Genomic DNA, 15,496 nt, shown 5'->3' on the forward strand with positions numbered 1-15,496 from the left:
CGCCCGCCGCCAGCCGGCCACGCCGGCCGCCCCGCGCGCGGACACGGCGAAGCCGGCGCCCGCACCGATCGCGGCACCCGCCCTTATCGCCCCGCCGCGTGCGCCCGTGATGGCGCCAACGCCCGCGCCGGTCGCCGATCTCCCGACGCCGGTCGTGCGCGATATCGCGCCGCTGCTGATCGAACCCGAATCCTTCGCCGCCAAGCTGGCCGCCTGCCTGCCCGCCGCGCCTGCCAACGAGCCCGTCGCCGCGATCGAACCGATCGTCCCGCCGCGCCGTCCGGTCGCGCCGCGCGCCGAGGTCGACGACACCCTCGACCTCGACGCACTGCTGCCGTCCATCGCGCCGCCGGTCTGGTTGCCCGAACCCGAGCCGGCACCCGTCGCGGCGCTGCACGCGAGCCGTGTCACGGCCGCCGCCCACACGCCGGCGCCCGCCGCCGTCACCGTGCCGACGCTGACCGTGGTCACCGACAACGCCGCCGACGCGCGCGAGAGCGACGAGCAGCTGGTGCAGATGCGCGGCGAGCTGTCCGCCATGCGCGAGATGATCGAGCGCGAAATGCACCGCCTCACCGACGAGCGCCTGCGCGGCTCGCCGGTGCGCATGCAGGCGATGGAGCTGATGGAGGATTACGGCTTCGATGCCGGCATCACCCGCGACATCGCCCTGCAGATTCCCGCCGATACCGAACTGCACCGCGGCCGCGGCCTGATGCTCGGCCTGCTGTCGAAGAAGCTGCCGGTGCTCGACACCGACCTGCTGGACACCGGCGGCGTCATCGCGCTGGTCGGCCCCACCGGCGCCGGCAAGACGACGACCATCGCCAAGCTGGCGGCGTGCTTCGCGCAACGCCACAACGCCCGCGACGTGGCGCTGGTCACCACCGACACCGTGCGTGTCGGCGGCCGCGAACAGCTGCACGGCTACGGCCGCCAGCTCGGCATCGCCGTGCACGAGGCCGACAGCGCCCAGACCCTGGCGCTGGTGCTGGAACGCCTGCGCGACTACAAGCTGGTGCTGATCGACACCGCCGGTCTCGGCCAGCGCGACCGCAACCTGGTCGGCCAGCTCAACTGGCTGCGCGCCTCCGGCCAGGTCAAGACGCTGCTGTGCCTGCCGGCCAATTCGCACTTCTCCGACCTGGACGAAGTCGTCCGCCGCTTCAGCACCGTGCAGCCGCAAGGCGTGGTGCTGACCAAGCTGGACGAGACCGGTCGCCTCGGCAGCGCGCTGAGCGTGGTCGTCGACCACCAGTTGCCGATGACCTGGGTGACCGACGGCCAGCGCGTCCCCGACGACCTCCACCGCGCCAACAGCGCCCACCTCGTGTTGCGGCTGGACCAGCTGCGCCGCGAAGCCGACGAACCCTGCTCCACCGAGGCCACCCATGTCGCCTGATCACCCGCTGCAGACCAACCCCCGCAGCACCCCGCCGTTGCCCGGCGCGTTCCATCCCGTGCGTGTCGTCGCCGTCACCGGCGGCAAGGGCGGCGTGGGCAAGACCAACGTGTCGGTCAACCTCGCCGTGTCGCTGGCCGAAATGGGCAAGCGCACCCTGCTGATGGACGCCGACCTGGGCCTGGCCAACGTGGACGTGCTGCTCGGCCTGTCGCCGAAGTTCACCCTCGCCGACCTGATCGCCGGCCGCTGCGGACTCGAGGACGTATTGCTCGAAGGCCCCGAGGGCGTGCTGGTGGTGCCGGCCTCGTCGGGGTTCCGCCACATGGCCGAACTGACACCGGCCGAGCACGTCGGCCTGGTCAACGTGTTCTCCGAACTGCAACGCGCGCTCGATTTCATGGTGGTCGATACGGCCGCCGGCATCAGCGACAGCGTGCTGACCTTCTGCCAGGCCGCGCAGGACACCGTGGTGGTGGTCTGCGACGAGCCGGCCTCGATCACCGACGCCTACGCGCTGATCAAGGTGCTGGCACGCGAACGCGGCCTGGACCGCGTGCACGTCATCGCCAACATGGTCCGCGACCCCAACGAGGGCCGGAAGCTGTACGAGAAGCTCGCCCGCGTCTGCGAACGCTTCCTCGGCGACGTCGCCCTGCACTACCTCGGCGCCGTGCCGCAGGACGACTGGCTGCGCCGCGCCGTGCAGCGCCAGCAACCCGTCGTGAAGGCCTACCCGGGCAGCCCGTCGGCCCGCGCCATCGCCGACATCGCCCGCACCACCGCCCGCTGGCAGCCGCCGGTCGGCGCGCGTGGCAACGTGGAATTCTTCGTCGAACGCCTGATCCAGCGCGGGGTGGCCGCATGAACACCGCTGCCGCCCAGTACCGCGCCGTGCAGCGCGGCAATGCGAACGACTTCGTCACCCAGCACGCCGACCTGGTCCGCCGCATCGCCCACCACCTGGCGGCACGATTGCCCGCCAGCGTGGAGGTCGACGACCTGATCCAGGCCGGCATGATCGGCCTGCTGGAAGCCTCGCGCAGCTACGACGCCGAACAGGGCGCCTCGTTCGAGACCTACGCGTCGATCCGTATCCGCGGCTCGATGATCGACGAGATCCGCCGTGGCGACTGGGTGCCGCGTTCGGTGCATCGGCGCGCCCGCCAGGCCGCCGCCACCGTGCGCGAGATCGAACAGCGCACCGGCCGTGCCGCCATCGCCACCGAAGTGGCGAGCGCGATGGACATGCCGCTGCCCGAATACCTGCGCCTGATGGAAGACGCCGCGCGCGGCCAGGTGCTGAGCCTGGAATCGCACATCGACGACCACGGCGAGCCGAACACCTCGCGCACCGGGGGCCCGTCGCCGCAACAGCACCTGGAACGCAGCGAGTTCCGCCAGCAACTGGTCAAGTGCATCGGCCAGCTGCCGGAGCGCGAGCAACTGGTGCTGTCGATGTACTACGAGCAGGAACTCAACCTGAAGGAAATCGGCGCGGTGCTGGGCGTCAGCGAATCCCGCGTCTGCCAGATCCACGGCCAGGCGATGGTGCGCCTGCGGGGCCGCCTGCAGGTGTTCGAGAAGGCCGACGCCGGCCTGGAAGACCAAGACTGAAGAAACCCCGCGGCCTGCCGATAAAGCTCCGGTAGGCCGCCGCGTGCAGCCCCTGCCTCGCCGTTGCCTTTCACCGGGCACGCTTTACCGGAGTTCGAAGTGACCGCCAACAAGACCATGCGCATCCTCATCGTGGACGACTTCTCCACGATGCGCCGCATCATCAAGAACCTGCTCAACGACCTCGGCTACACCAACACCGCCGAAGCCGATGACGGCACCACCGCATTGACCGCGCTGGCCCAGGGCAGTTTCGATTTCGTGGTCACCGACTGGAACATGCCCGGCATGACCGGCATCGAGCTGCTGAAGGCCATCCGCGCCGACGAGCGCTTCAAGACCCTGCCCGTGCTGATGGTCACCGCCGAAGCCAAGCGCGAGCAGATCATCGAAGCCGCGCAGAACGGCGTGAACGGCTACATCATCAAACCGTTCACCGCGCAGACGCTGGAAGAAAAGCTGGGCAAGATTTTCGAACGCCTCGGAGCCGCCGCCTGATGAACGCCGTCGCCGATGCCACCGGAGCCCGCGCGGCCCTGGTCGACAAGCTGCAATCCGCGCTCGATGCGCTGGAACAGGGCGACGAAGCCGGCTGGCGTCGGGAACTGGACGCGATCGCCGCCTGGCGCACGCAGCCGATGATGCAGGGCCTGGGTCGTCTGGCGCGCGAACTGGCGCAGACACTGGGCGAACTGCCGCCGACCGATGCCGGCGAACTCGATGACGCCTGCTCCCGCCTCGATCACGTGGTCGAGATGACCGAGCAGGCCAGCCACAAGACGCTGGACCTGGCCGAGCAATGCCGCGGTTACGCCACCCAGCTGAAAGGCACCGACCTGTCGCCGGAGCAGACCGCGCTGGTGGACAGCATCGGCAAGGGCCTGTCGGAGATGGCGCTGGCACAGAGCTACCAGGACCTCACCGGCCAGATCATCCGTCGCGTGGCCGGCATCGTGCGCCGCGTGCACGAAGGGTTCGGCGCGCTCGGCATCCCGCCGCCGGAAAAAAACCGCGACAAGGGTTCAGAACTCGCCGGCCCGGCCGTTGCTGGTCTTGACCGCAACGCGTTCTCGCAGGACGACGCCGACGACCTGCTGTCCGGACTGGGGCTTTAACCCCGCGGCGCGCACTGCGGAAACGGAGACCCGCCATGCACGACCGTTCCGACCGCCGCTCCCGTCATCCGCTCGTCCTGCTGTTCGTCGGACTGCTGCTGGTCTGCGATGTCCTGGTCGGCCGCTTCCTGCGGCAGCGCCAGGCCGACGCCCTGCACCTGCCCGATCTTTCCCGCTGACCGTCTTCCACCGGTAATCGCCCCTGCCATGTCCGCCGTCACCCCCGAAATCGCCGCCGACTTCCTGATCGAAGCGCAGGAAATCCTCGACCGGCTCGGCGAACAGCTGGTCACGCTCGAACAGGACCCGTCCGACAGCCCGCAGCTCAATGCGGTGTTCCGTGGCTTCCACACCCTCAAGGGCGGCGCCGGCTTCCTCGGTATCCAGGCGATGGTCAATCTCTGCCACGCCGCCGAGGAAACGCTGGGCCTCGTGCGTGCCGGCCAGGCGACGCTGGAGCCGCAGCATTTCGATGCGGCGCAGCAGTCGCTGGACTGGCTGCAGCAGATGCTCGACGCCGTCGGTGCCAGTGAAGAGCCGCCGCACGCGCCACAGGCGCTGATCGAGCAGTTCGACGTGCACGGCGGCGCGCCCGTACCGGCGCAGAAACCCGCGGCAGCCGCGACAGCGGTACCGCCGGCGGGCGGCGACCTGATCGGCGACGACGAATTCGAGGCCCTGCTCGACCAGTTGCATGGCGGCGGCGCACCGACCAGCGTCGCAGCGCCGACACCCGCGCCCGTCGCCGCCGCGCCGGCGCCGGCGAAGCCCGCGGCGCCCAAGCCAGCGGCCAAGGCCGGCGGCGAGGCCGAACAGACGATCCGCGTGGACACCAAGCGGCTGGATGCGATCGTCAACCTGGTCGGCGAACTGGTGCTGTCGCGCAACCGCCTGAAGACGCTGCGTGCGCGCATCCGCGACGAAGAACTCGACCGCGCCGTCAGTGGCCTCGACATCGCCACCGCCCGCCTGCAGACCGCCGTCATGCGCACCCGCATGCAACCGGTGGGCAAGGTGTTCTCGCGCTTCCCCAAGGTCGCCCGCGACGTGGCTCGCCAGTTGCAGAAGGAAGTCGACCTGGAACTGGTCGGTGCCGAGACCGAACTCGACCGCAACCTGGTGGAAGCACTCGCCGATCCGTTGGTGCACCTGGTGCGCAACGCCATCGACCACGGCGTCGAAGTCCCCGCGCTGCGCGAGGCGTGCAGCAAGCCGCGCGCCGGCCACGTGCGCCTGTCGGCGCAGCAGGAAGGCGACTTCGTCACCATCGAGATCCGCGACGATGGTGCCGGCATCGATCCCGAACGCCTGCGCGTCAAGGCGCTGGAAAAGGGCCTGATCGATCCGGAGGCCGCCGCCCGCCTGACCCACGACGAATGCCTGCAACTGGTCTTCCTGCCCGGCTTCTCCACCAAGGCCGAGGTCACCGACATTTCCGGCCGCGGCGTCGGCATGGACGTGGTGCAGTCGCGCATCCGCGAACTCAGCGGGCAGATCACCATCCATTCCGACGTCGGTCGCGGCAGCCGCTTCGTCATCCGCGTACCACTGACGCTGGCGATCCTGCCCACGCTGCTGGTGCAGGCCGGCGATCCGGTCTACGCCTTGCCGCTGGCGCGCGTGATGGAAGTGCTGCATGCCCCGTCGGAAAGCCTGCGCTGGTTCGACGGCCAGGCCGTGCTGGACCGCCAGAGCCACACCCTGCCGCTGGTCGACCTGCGCCGGTGGCTACGCGTGGATCCAGTGATGACGCCGCTGCTCACCATCGTGGTGCTGCAGATGGGCGAACAGCGTTTCGGCCTGATCGTCGACCAGGTCCGTGGCCGCGAGGAAGTCGTCATCAAACCCTTGCCGCGTGCCGTGCGCGGCCTGCCCGGCTATGCCGGCGCCACCCTCATCGGCGATGGCCGCATGGCGCTGATCCTCGACGTGGACGGACTGCGCGCGACGGCGTGACGCGCTAGCGGGTTGTGGGACCCGGGCTGTTGTGGGAGCGACGCAAGTCGCGAGCTCTTTCCTGCAGACATCCCGATCCGCTCGCACCCCACCCCGCGCCCATCGCGACTTACGTCGCTCCCACAACAATGACCCGGGTGTGATCCCGGTCGCGACTTACGTCGCTCCTACAGGGGTGTTACCTCAAGTCCACCTGAACCGGGCCGATAGCTCTCACCATGGACATCTTCAGCCTCATCGGACTTCTGCTGGCGCTGGTCGCCCTGGTGGGCGGCAGCATCCTCAAGGGTGCGGGCCTGTCGTCGCTGTGGTCGTCCGCAGCGTTCGTCATCGTCATCCTCGGCACCATCGCCGCGATCCTGGTGCACACGCCGCCGCCGGTGTTCAAGCGCGCACTCGCCATCGTGCGCTGGATCATCCGGCCGCCGGGCAACGATGGAGATGCGCTGGTCGCGCAGATCGTCGAGTGGAGCAACATCGCGCGCAAGCAGGGCCTGCTCGGCCTGGAGCCGGTGGTCAACCAGCAGGACGACCCGTTCCTCAAGAAAGGCCTGCAGATGCTGGTGGACGGCGTCGAGCCGGAAGCGATCCGCCACATGATGGAGATCGACCTCAATGGCCAGGAACATCAGGATCTCGCCGCCGCGAAAGTATTCGAGGCGATGGGCATCTATGCGCCCACGCTGGGCATCATCGGCGCCGTGTTCGGCCTGATCGCGGTGATGAAGAACCTGGCCGATCCCAGCAAGCTGGGCCACGGCATCGCCGCCGCGTTCACCGCGACCATCTACGGCATCGCCTCGGCCAACCTGTTCTTCCTGCCCGTCGCCAGCAAGCTCAAGAGCGTGATCGGCGGTCGCAGCCGCGAACAGGAAATGATCATCGAAGGCCTGATCGCCATTGCGCAGGGCGAGAACCCGCGCAACATCGAGGCCAAGCTCGCCGGCTTCCTGCACTGAGCCGGCGGGACGACGGCGATGGCACGCAGGAAGAAGCACGAAGAACACGCCAACCACGAGGCCTGGGCGATTCCCTACGCCGACCTGATGACGCTGCTGCTGGCCTTCTTCGTGGTGATGTACGCCATCTCCACCGTCAACGAAGGCAAGTACCGGGTGGTGGCCGATTCGCTGACCGCCGCGTTCGGTGGCGCGCCGCGCACGATCAATCCCGTGCAGGTGGGCAACCACCAGTTGCAGGGCGCCGACTTCGACCGCCCGTCGCCGATCAAGTCCGGCGCCAAGAAAGGGCCGTCCGCGCCCTCGCCCTCGCCCAACGTCACCCTGCTGGCGGCCATGGCCTCGCAGATGAACATGCCGATCGACAGCCAGGGCCTGCAGAACGCGCAGAGCGAACTGAAGCGGATCGCCGACGACCTGGAAAAGGCGCTGGCACCGCTGATCGACTCGAAGCTGGTCACCATCAAGCGCTCCGCGCTGTGGCTGGAAGTGCAGATCAACAGCGACATCCTGTTCGCGACCGGCTCGGCGGCGCTCGACCCGCAGGCCCAGGAAACCGTCGGCAAGCTGGCGGAAGTGCTGGCCGACGTGCCCAACTCGGTACGGGTGGAAGGCTACACCGACGACCGCCCGATCCGGACCTCGCAGTTCCCGTCGAACTGGGAGCTGTCCTCGGCGCGTGCCGCCAGCGTGGTGCACCTGTTCGTGCGCGACGGTATTCCGCCGGAGCGGCTGGCGATGATCGGCTATGGCGAGTTCCGTCCGATCGGCGACAACGCCACGCTGGAAGGCCGCAACAGCAACCGCCGCGTGCTGCTGATCATCCTGGCCAGCCCCACCGGCCCGGCACCGAACTTGCATGCACAGGAGCAGGCCGCGCCTCCGCCGTCAGTGATCTCGCTGCCGCCGTTGCCGGCCCACGCCGCGTCGCCCATGCCCGGAGCGCCGCCGGCGCCCCAGGTCCATGAAGGAGTCCAGTGATGCGCGTGTGGGCAATCGCCAACCAGAAAGGTGGCGTCGGCAAGACCACCACCACCCTCGCCCTCGGGCGTGGCCTCGCCATGCGCGGCCATCGCGTGCTGCTCATCGACCTGGACCCGCATGCGTCGCTGACGCGCGCGTTCGGCATCGCCACCGATCCGCAACCGACCGGCGTACTGGACCTGTTCGATGAGAATCCGCCGACGCTCGCCAGCGTGACGCGCGCCACGGAGATCGAGAACCTCGCCTTCGTCGCCGCACAGACGCCGCTGGCCACGCTGGAACGGCGCAGCGCGACGCAGCCCGGCCTCGGCCTGGCGCTGTCGAACGCGCTGGCACGCGGCGGCCACGGCTACGACCACGTACTGCTCGACTGCCCGCCCACGCTGGGCCTGCTGATGGTCAATGCGCTGGCGGCGGCCGACCACGTCATCATCCCGACGCAGACCGAACCACTGGCGCTGCACGGGCTGAAGGGCATGTGCCGCACCGCCGAGATGATCCAGCGCTCGCGCCACCGCGATCTGCCGGTCTCGATCCTGCCCACGCTGTACGACAAGCGCACGCGTACCGGCGCCGAGACGTTGAAGGCGATACAGGACGAATACGGCTCGCGCGTGTGGAACGACGCCATTCCCAACGACACGCGCATCTGCAGTGTCGACGCCCTGACCCGCTCCAGCCCAGTCACGCAGTATCCCGGCCGCGGTCTGTCCGCCTACCGCCGTGCGCTGGACTGGCTGCTGCTGACCGAAGCCCGCGACACGGAGCAGGCTGCATGAGTACCCCGGCCGTCCTCGACGACTACCTGCTCGACCTGCTCGGCGACGCCGCCACCGCGCCCGCCACCAGCGTCGTCGCCATCGAGCCGGCCACGCCTGTCGTGACCTCGGAGCCGGATGAGGTTCCCGCCCCCGTCGCGCCACCGATCGCACCGGCACCCACGCTGGCGGTCGCGCCGACGCGTCCTGGTGCCGAGGCCGACCTGATCAGCGACGACGAGTTCGAAGCGCTGCTCGACCAACTGCATGGCGGTGGTGCGCCGGTGGCCGTGACGACGCCCGTCGCCGCGCCGGTGACGGCACCCTCGCCCGCGCTCGCCGTGGCACCGGTACGGGCCGGCAGCGCCGACATGATCGGCGATGACGAATTCGAAGCCCTGCTCGACGAACTGCACGGTGGCGCCGCGCCGACCACGCGCGTGCCGGAACCGCCGGCTCCGGCGGCACCGGCCGTAGCGCCCGCCGCTCCGCTCGCGCCCCCGACCATGCGCGGTCTGGCACCGCTGCCCGCCAAGCCGTTCCTGCTGCCGGAGGCGCCCGACGGTGGCCAGCGCCGTCGCGCCACCGAACGCAAGACCCGCTGGCTGCGACTACGCTGCGACGAACAGCACTACGCGCTGGAATTGCTGAAGGTGCAGGAAGTGGTGCGTCCCGCCACATTGCTGCCGCTGCGTGGCGCCGCGGCGCACATGCTCGGCGTGATGAACCTGCGCGGCCAGGTGGTGCCCGTCATCGACCTGGGCCTGTACCTGGGCCGGCGCAGCATCGATGTCGATGCCACCACCCGCATCGTGGTGCTCGAAGAGCACGGCGAAACCCTCGGCCTGCGTGTCAGCGCGGTGGAGGACGTCGCCAACCTGACCGACCACCAGATCGAATCGCCCGACAACGCCCGCGTCGGCCGTATCGCCAACCCGCTGTTCCGCGGCGTGGCGCGCCTCAACGAATGCCCGGTGATCCTGCTGGATGCGTCACGGATCCTGCAGTGACGCCGCCCCGCCCATGTACCCGCGGGGCGTGCAGCGACGCGCGCGATGCGACGCAGACCGGAAATTTCAACGGGCGCACCTCAAGTGCGGCCTTCACGCGCCGATACCCCGTTAGAGCCGCCTTTCCGGAGACACGATGAGCGCTGTGCCATTGGGTGACGACCTCGGTATCGAGGCCGCCACCGACCTCAAGCAGCACCTGGCCCCGCATGTCGCGCAGCCGGGACCACTGGCGCTGGACGCCGGCACCGTGCAGCGCGTGCATACCGCCAGCCTGCAGGTGCTGTGCAGTTTCGTGCGCCAGCGCGAACAGGCCGGCCTGGCCACCGATTTCAGCGCGGTCAGCCAGAGCTTCCGCGACGCCGCGCGCCTGCTGGGCATCGCGCCGCAGCTCGGCCTGGCCAACGACAACGAACACAACACGCAACAAGTGGAGAACGCCGCATGAGCGCACGCATTCTGGTAGTGGACGATTCGGCCTCGATGCGACAGATGGTCGCCTTCGCCCTGACGTCGGCAGGTTATTCGGTGGATGAAGCCGAAGACGGTCAGGTCGCGCTGGGTCGTGCGCAGGGCCAGAAGTTCAATGCGGTGGTCACCGACGTCAACATGCCCAACATGGACGGCATCTCGCTGATCCGTGCGCTGCGCGGCATCCCCGACTACAAGTTCACGCCGATGCTGATGCTGACCACCGAGTCGGCCGCCGACAAGAAGGCCGAAGGCCGGGCCGCCGGCGCCACCGGCTGGCTGGTCAAGCCGTTCAACCCGGAACAACTGGTCGCCACCGTCCAGAAAGTCCTGGGCTGATCCTCCTCTCCTCCGCTTCCCTTCCGACCGCACCAGGGCACCGTCGCAATGAACATGGACATGCAGCGCTTCCACGCCACGTTCTTCGAGGAAAGCCGCGAAGGGCTGGAAGCCATGGAAGCCGGCCTGCTGTCGCTGGAACAGGGCAACCGTGACGGCGACCTGATCAATTCCATCTTCCGCGCCGCGCACTCCATCAAGGGCGGCTCGGCGACGTTCGGCTTCGATGCCATCGCCGGCATGACCCACGTGCTGGAAACCCTGCTGGACGAACTGCGCGCCGGCCAGCGCGCCGTCAGCCCGCCCGCGGTCGACGCCATGCTCGCCTCGGTCGACGTGCTGCGCGCCCTGCTGGCGGAAGCCGAGCACGGCACGCCCGCCGATCCCGCCGCCGTGCAGGCCATGAAAGACCGCCTCAACGCGGTGCTCTCCGGCCAGGATGCGCCTGCTGCTTCGCCGGTCGCCGCCGCCGCAGCGGTGACCGCGGCGGAGCCCGATGGCTGGAAGATCGGCTTCACCCCGGCGCCTTCGCTGTTCATGAGCGGCAACGATCCGCTGCGCATCCTGCGCGAACTGGAACACCTCGGCCCGCTGGAAATCGCTTGCCGCATGGAACGCCTGCCCGGCTTCGAGCAGATCGATCCGCTGGAAGCCTACCTGGCCTGGGACCTCGGCCTGATCGGCAAGGTGCCGCGCAGCGCGGTGGACGATGTGTTCGCCTGGGTCGTCGACGACTGCGAACTCGACATCCAGCCGATGCAGCGCAACGCGGTGCCGGTCGAGGCTGTCGCCGTCGCCACGCAACCGGTCCCCGCCGTTGCCGCCAGCAGTGCGCAGGCGCCTGCCGCAGCCGCCGCACCGGCCGCCAACGATGCCGCAGAAACCTCCATCCGCGTCAGCGTCGACAAGATCGACGGGCTGATCAACCTGGTCGGCGAACTCGTCATCACCCAGGCCATGCTCAAGCAGGTCTCCGGCCTGCTCGACCAGGCCCAGTGCGAGCGCCTGTTCGCCGGTCTCGACCTGCTCGAGCGCAACACGCGCGACCTGCAGGAAGCCGTCATCGGCGTGCGCATGCTGCCGGTGGACGCGGTGTTCCGCCGCTTCCCGCGCCTGGTCCGCGACCTGTCCGCGCGCCTGGGCAAGCAGGTCCGCCTGCGCACCGTCGGCGAAGGCACCGAGCTGGACAAGGGCCTGATCGAACGCATCGCCGATCCGCTGGTGCACCTGGTCCGCAACTCGATCGACCACGGCCTGGAAATGCCGGACGTGCGCGCCGAAGCGGGCAAGGACGAGACCGGCACGATCACGCTGGCGGCCTCGCACCAGGGCGGCCACATCGTCATCGAAGTCAGCGACGACGGCCGCGGCCTCAATCGCGACCGCATCCTGGCCAAAGCCACCGAACGCGGCCTGCCCCTGCCGGAAAATCCGACCGACGCGCAGGTCTGGGACCTGATCTTCCAGCCGGGCTTCTCCACCGCCGATGCCGTCACCGACCTGTCGGGGCGCGGCGTGGGCATGGACGTGGTCCGCCGCAACATCCAGGCGCTCGGCGGTGAAGTGCAACTCGAGAGCGCCGCCGGCCGGGGCACCCGCGTGGTGATCCGCCTGCCGCTGACGCTGGCCATCCTCGACGGCATGGCGGTGTCGGTCGGCGAGGAAACGCTGATCCTGCCGCTGACGTACGTGCTGGAAGCGCTGCAACCGCAAGCCGAAGACGTGCGCACCGTGGCCGGCGACGGACGCGTGCTGCGCGTGCGCGGCGAATACCTGCCGATCGTGGCGATGAACGACTACTACCGCTACGGCGACAACCGCAACGCCGATCCGCTGGTGGTCGTGGTCGAAGCCGACGGCCAGAAACTCGCGCTGGAAGTCGACGAACTGATCGGCCAGCAGCAGGTCGTGGTGAAGAACCTCGAGAACAACTACCGCCGCATCGACGGCATCTCCGGCGCCACCATCCTCGGCGATGGCCGCGTCGCGCTGATCGTCGACGTGGGTGGCCTGGTCCGCACCCGCCGGATGCAGCAGGCCGCCTGACCCCGCTCCCCCGTGTCGCCTGGCATGCGTCGCCCCTATGGGCGACGCACGGTCGCGCGCGTCCCTCCATTCTCGAGATCCGCATGAAGTACGTCCTTTCCACCCTCGCCCTTTCGCTGCTGGCGGTCCACACCGGCGCGCGCGCCGACGACGGCAAGACCGCCGCGACCGCATGGCCGCCGAAGATCACCTTCGCCAGCGGCACCGAGCTCAGCCTCGGCGGCAACCTGCAGTACGACGCCAACGACTTTTCCGGGAATGGCTACACCGGCGCCGCGCTTGAGGACGACGACGCCTGGCGTCGGCAGGAACTCGGCGTCTCGTTGCGCAGGAAGGGCGTGTACGACCTCGTCGTCACCTACGACTTCCAGGCCAGGAGCTGGTACGACGTGGCCCTGCGCGTGGAAACGAAGGCGCTGCTGGGCCGCGATCTCGGCAAGCTGCGCATCGGCCAGATGAAGCTGCCGCTGGGCTTCGAGGGCAACACCGGCACCCGCCACGTGTCGCTGATGGAACCATCCCTGCCGACACAGGCGTTCTACGAGAACCGACGCAGCGGCATCGACTGGGCGTTCGAACGCGAACGCTACATCGCCAATGCCGGCTACTTCTTCGAATCCGACCTGCTCGGCAACAACAAGGGCGACACCGCCGCGTTGCGCCTGGCGTGGACACCGCGTAAGGCGGCCGGCGACGTGCTGCATATCGGCATCGCCGGTTCGCGGGAACGCCCGGACAGCGAGGTGAATGGGCTTGGCGTGACCGTACACCCCAGCGTGCGATGGCGCGCGCGTCCCGAAGCCGCGCTCACCGATGTGCGCCTGGTGGATTCGGGCACGCTGACGCGTGTGGACCGCATCGACCGCGCTGGCCTGGAAGCCCTGTGGATCCACGGCCCGTGGTCGCTGCAGGGCGAGTACCTGCGACAGAAGACGACCCGTGATCCGGGCCTGCCGTCGTACTCGGCCGATGGCGGCTACGTGTTCGCCAGCTGGCTGGTAACCGGTGAGTCGCGCGGCTACAGCGGCGGCAACGTCACCAACCCCAGGCCCAAGGGCAAATACGGCGCGCTGGAACTGCTGGCCCGCTACAGCCGCATCGACCTGGACAGCGACGGGATTGCCGGCGGCCGCGGACACGACTGGACGCTGGGGGCCAACTGGTACCTGACGTCGTACTTCAAGTTCCAGGCCAACTACGTGAAGGCGGATGCCACGCGTGGTGCGCTTTCGGCCGACCCGGATGTCCTCCAGTTGCGGGCGCAGTTCCATTTCTGACCGCGTTCGTCCCTTCGCACGCGACCCGTCACGATTTTCCTGCGCGCGCGGCGGCAGTTCCGGCAAGGCCACGTATTTTTGACCCAACCGCTGTAAAGAAGCCGTCACAAGCGCCGCTACTCCGTTGCAGACATTGCACCGTTGCAGTGCAGGCCCCGGATTCATGGCAGTCCGGAGCCCGCGGCCCACGCGCCACGGATGCAGTCCGCCTGTGCGCTTCTGCTGCCCTATCGGAGAACTCCCGGATGACCTGGTTCCAGAACCTTCCCATCGCCCGCAAGCTGGCGATGGCCTTCACCGTCACCACCGCGCTGACGCTGCTGCTCGGCGGCTTTTCGCTGTGGCGCCTGAACGTGGGCAACGATCAGATGCGTGACGTCAACGAGAACTGGATGCCCGCCGTCCAGCACCTCGGCGAGATGCGCGCGCAGCTCGGCGAGTTCCGCACCTTCGAGCAAGCCCAGCTGACCAAGCAGGGCGACGCCGCCGAACTGGCCGACTACGACAAGCGCCTGGCCGACACGCGCAAGCTGATCGAGGCCGAAGAAGCCGGCTACAACGCCATCCCGGCGGAATCCTCGCCGGAAGAACTCGCGCTGTACGAGAAGGTCGAAGCCGCACGCGCCGCCTACTTCGGAGCCCACGACCGCATCGCCGCCGCCATCGCGGCCGATGACTTCGAGACGGCCAAGGCCATCTCCGGCAGCGACTCGCGCAAACTGCGCCGCGACCTGTTCGATCACCTGAAGACGCTGTCGCAGTACAACGTCGACAACCTGGCCACCAACGTCACGGCCTCGCGCAAGGCGCACGAGCGCACCGTGATGGCGATGGTCGGCGGCCTGGTGCTGGTGCTGGCCTTGGCCGGCCTGCTCGGCTGGAGCATCAGTCGCTCCATCGCCATGCCGGTGGCCGAAGCGGTACGGGTGGCCAACGATGTGGCGGCCGGCAAGCTGGACGGCAAGATCGACACCAGCCGCTCCGACGAAGTCGGCCAGCTGCTCACGGCCATGCAGCGCATGCAGACGCAGGTGCAGTCGGTGATCTCCGCCCAGAGCGACATGGCCGCGCGCCACGACGAAGGCCAGATCAGTTTCCGCATGGACGACAGCGCGTTCCCGGGCGAGTACGGCCGCATGGTCCGCGACACCAACGCCCTGGTCGCCTCGCACCTGCAGGCCATCGGCGACGCGCTGAAGATCATGCAGCGCTACTCGGTCGGCGACCTCAGTCAGGACATGCCCAAGCTGCCCGGCGAGAAGGCCAACCTGACCGAAACGATGGACGCCACCAAGGCCAACCTGTCGGCGATCAACGGCGAGATCAAGCGCCTGGCCATGGCCGCCTCGTCCGGCGACTTCACCCAGCGCGGCGACGTGGACAAGTACCAGTACGACTTCCGCGACATGATCGACGGCCTGAACCAGCTGATGGAAACGACCGACGAGAACCTGGCCGAAGTATCCGAGCTGCTCAAGGCCATCGCCCGCGGCGACCTGACCGCCAAGATGGAAGGCGACTTCCACGGCGTGTTCGCCACCATGCGCGACGACGCCAACGCC

16 protein-coding genes are annotated in these 15,496 nt (G+C 68.8%); all 16 read left to right on the forward strand.

Annotation, left to right across the window (positions count from 1 at the left end; genetic code table 11):
- A partial coding sequence (flhF, locus tag AX730_RS15420) for a flagellar biosynthesis GTPase FlhF (protein WP_157074287.1) occupies positions 1 to 1,402 on the forward strand: 1,402 nt, incomplete at its 5' end.
- Positions 1,392 to 2,270, forward strand: coding sequence for a MinD/ParA family protein (locus AX730_RS15425; RefSeq protein ID WP_062358020.1), 879 nt, complete (start codon positions 1,392 to 1,394; stop codon positions 2,268 to 2,270). The genes flhF and AX730_RS15425, both read left to right, overlap by 11 nt.
- A complete protein-coding gene (locus AX730_RS15430; RefSeq protein WP_062358021.1) occupies positions 2,267 to 3,019 on the forward strand; it encodes an RNA polymerase sigma factor FliA in 753 nt (250 codons plus the stop codon). Before AX730_RS15425 ends, AX730_RS15430 begins: the two co-directional genes overlap by 4 nt.
- Positions 3,020 to 3,136: 117 nt before the next feature.
- Positions 3,137 to 3,517 carry a chemotaxis response regulator CheY gene (cheY, locus tag AX730_RS15435; RefSeq protein WP_062358039.1) on the forward strand — a complete coding sequence of 127 codons (381 nt, stop codon included), beginning with the start codon at positions 3,137 to 3,139 and terminating at the stop codon, positions 3,515 to 3,517.
- Positions 3,517 to 4,134 carry a protein phosphatase CheZ gene (locus AX730_RS15440; RefSeq protein ID WP_062358023.1) on the forward strand — a complete coding sequence of 206 codons (618 nt, stop codon included), beginning with the start codon at positions 3,517 to 3,519 and terminating at the stop codon, positions 4,132 to 4,134. Before cheY ends, AX730_RS15440 begins: the two co-directional genes overlap by 1 nt.
- A 35-nt stretch (positions 4,135 to 4,169) precedes the next feature.
- A complete protein-coding gene (locus AX730_RS18950) occupies positions 4,170 to 4,313 on the forward strand; it encodes a hypothetical protein (RefSeq protein WP_157074288.1) in 144 nt (47 codons plus the stop codon).
- A gap of 28 nt (positions 4,314 to 4,341) precedes the next feature.
- Entirely contained in the window at positions 4,342 to 6,090 is a 1,749-nt protein-coding gene (locus AX730_RS15445; RefSeq protein WP_062358025.1) for a chemotaxis protein CheA, read from the forward strand.
- A 218-nt stretch (positions 6,091 to 6,308) separates the two neighbouring features.
- The gene (locus tag AX730_RS15450; protein WP_062358027.1) at positions 6,309 to 7,049 is read left to right on the forward strand and encodes a flagellar motor protein; all 741 of its coding nucleotides are present in this window, start codon (positions 6,309 to 6,311) and stop codon (positions 7,047 to 7,049) included.
- A gap of 18 nt (positions 7,050 to 7,067) precedes the next feature.
- A complete protein-coding gene (gene motD, locus AX730_RS15455) occupies positions 7,068 to 8,030 on the forward strand; it encodes a flagellar motor protein MotD (RefSeq protein WP_083537973.1) in 963 nt (320 codons plus the stop codon).
- Positions 8,030 to 8,812 (forward strand): ParA family protein, encoded by a 783-nt coding sequence (locus AX730_RS15460; protein WP_062358029.1) that lies wholly within the window; start codon positions 8,030 to 8,032, stop codon positions 8,810 to 8,812. Before motD ends, AX730_RS15460 begins: the two co-directional genes overlap by 1 nt.
- Complete coding sequence (locus AX730_RS15465; RefSeq protein ID WP_062358030.1) at positions 8,809 to 9,801, forward strand: chemotaxis protein CheW; 993 nt, start codon at positions 8,809 to 8,811, stop codon at positions 9,799 to 9,801. Before AX730_RS15460 ends, AX730_RS15465 begins: the two co-directional genes overlap by 4 nt.
- Before the next feature lie 136 nt (positions 9,802 to 9,937).
- Positions 9,938 to 10,249 carry an STAS domain-containing protein gene (locus tag AX730_RS15470; RefSeq protein ID WP_062358032.1) on the forward strand — a complete coding sequence of 104 codons (312 nt, stop codon included), beginning with the start codon at positions 9,938 to 9,940 and terminating at the stop codon, positions 10,247 to 10,249.
- Positions 10,246 to 10,611 carry a response regulator gene (locus tag AX730_RS15475; RefSeq protein ID WP_062358034.1) on the forward strand — a complete coding sequence of 122 codons (366 nt, stop codon included), beginning with the start codon at positions 10,246 to 10,248 and terminating at the stop codon, positions 10,609 to 10,611. The genes AX730_RS15470 and AX730_RS15475 overlap by 4 nt, the downstream gene beginning before the upstream one ends.
- A 48-nt stretch (positions 10,612 to 10,659) precedes the next feature.
- A complete protein-coding gene (locus tag AX730_RS15480; protein WP_062358036.1) occupies positions 10,660 to 12,657 on the forward strand; it encodes a chemotaxis protein CheA in 1,998 nt (665 codons plus the stop codon).
- 83 nt (positions 12,658 to 12,740) lie between these two features.
- The gene (locus AX730_RS15485) at positions 12,741 to 13,934 is read left to right on the forward strand and encodes an OprO/OprP family phosphate-selective porin (protein ID WP_062358037.1); all 1,194 of its coding nucleotides are present in this window, start codon (positions 12,741 to 12,743) and stop codon (positions 13,932 to 13,934) included.
- A 245-nt stretch (positions 13,935 to 14,179) separates the two neighbouring features.
- A partial coding sequence (locus tag AX730_RS15490; RefSeq protein WP_157074289.1) for an MCP four helix bundle domain-containing protein occupies positions 14,180 to 15,496 on the forward strand: 1,317 nt, incomplete at its 3' end.

It is taken from the genome of Pseudoxanthomonas mexicana (assembly GCF_001556105.1).
Taxonomy (GTDB): domain Bacteria; phylum Pseudomonadota; class Gammaproteobacteria; order Xanthomonadales; family Xanthomonadaceae; genus Pseudoxanthomonas_A; species Pseudoxanthomonas_A mexicana_A.

Excerpts from the sequence above, each read along its gene's own strand:
- AX730_RS15425 (WP_062358020.1), top strand. The coding sequence starts at position 1,392 with ATGTCGCCTGATCACCCGCTGCAGACCAACCCCCGCAGCACCCCGCCG.
- AX730_RS15430 (WP_062358021.1), top strand. The coding sequence starts at position 2,267 with ATGAACACCGCTGCCGCCCAGTACCGCGCCGTGCAGCGCGGCAATGCG.
- cheY (WP_062358039.1), top strand. The coding sequence starts at position 3,137 with ATGCGCATCCTCATCGTGGACGACTTCTCCACGATGCGCCGCATCATC.
- AX730_RS15440 (WP_062358023.1), top strand. The coding sequence starts at position 3,517 with ATGAACGCCGTCGCCGATGCCACCGGAGCCCGCGCGGCCCTGGTCGAC.
- AX730_RS18950 (WP_157074288.1), top strand. The coding sequence starts at position 4,170 with ATGCACGACCGTTCCGACCGCCGCTCCCGTCATCCGCTCGTCCTGCTG.
- AX730_RS15445 (WP_062358025.1), top strand. The coding sequence starts at position 4,342 with ATGTCCGCCGTCACCCCCGAAATCGCCGCCGACTTCCTGATCGAAGCG.
- AX730_RS15450 (WP_062358027.1), top strand. The coding sequence starts at position 6,309 with ATGGACATCTTCAGCCTCATCGGACTTCTGCTGGCGCTGGTCGCCCTG.
- motD (WP_083537973.1), top strand. The coding sequence starts at position 7,068 with ATGGCACGCAGGAAGAAGCACGAAGAACACGCCAACCACGAGGCCTGG.
- AX730_RS15460 (WP_062358029.1), top strand. The coding sequence starts at position 8,030 with ATGCGCGTGTGGGCAATCGCCAACCAGAAAGGTGGCGTCGGCAAGACC.
- AX730_RS15465 (WP_062358030.1), top strand. The coding sequence starts at position 8,809 with ATGAGTACCCCGGCCGTCCTCGACGACTACCTGCTCGACCTGCTCGGC.
- AX730_RS15470 (WP_062358032.1), top strand. The coding sequence starts at position 9,938 with ATGAGCGCTGTGCCATTGGGTGACGACCTCGGTATCGAGGCCGCCACC.
- AX730_RS15475 (WP_062358034.1), top strand. The coding sequence starts at position 10,246 with ATGAGCGCACGCATTCTGGTAGTGGACGATTCGGCCTCGATGCGACAG.
- AX730_RS15480 (WP_062358036.1), top strand. The coding sequence starts at position 10,660 with ATGAACATGGACATGCAGCGCTTCCACGCCACGTTCTTCGAGGAAAGC.
- AX730_RS15485 (WP_062358037.1), top strand. The coding sequence starts at position 12,741 with ATGAAGTACGTCCTTTCCACCCTCGCCCTTTCGCTGCTGGCGGTCCAC.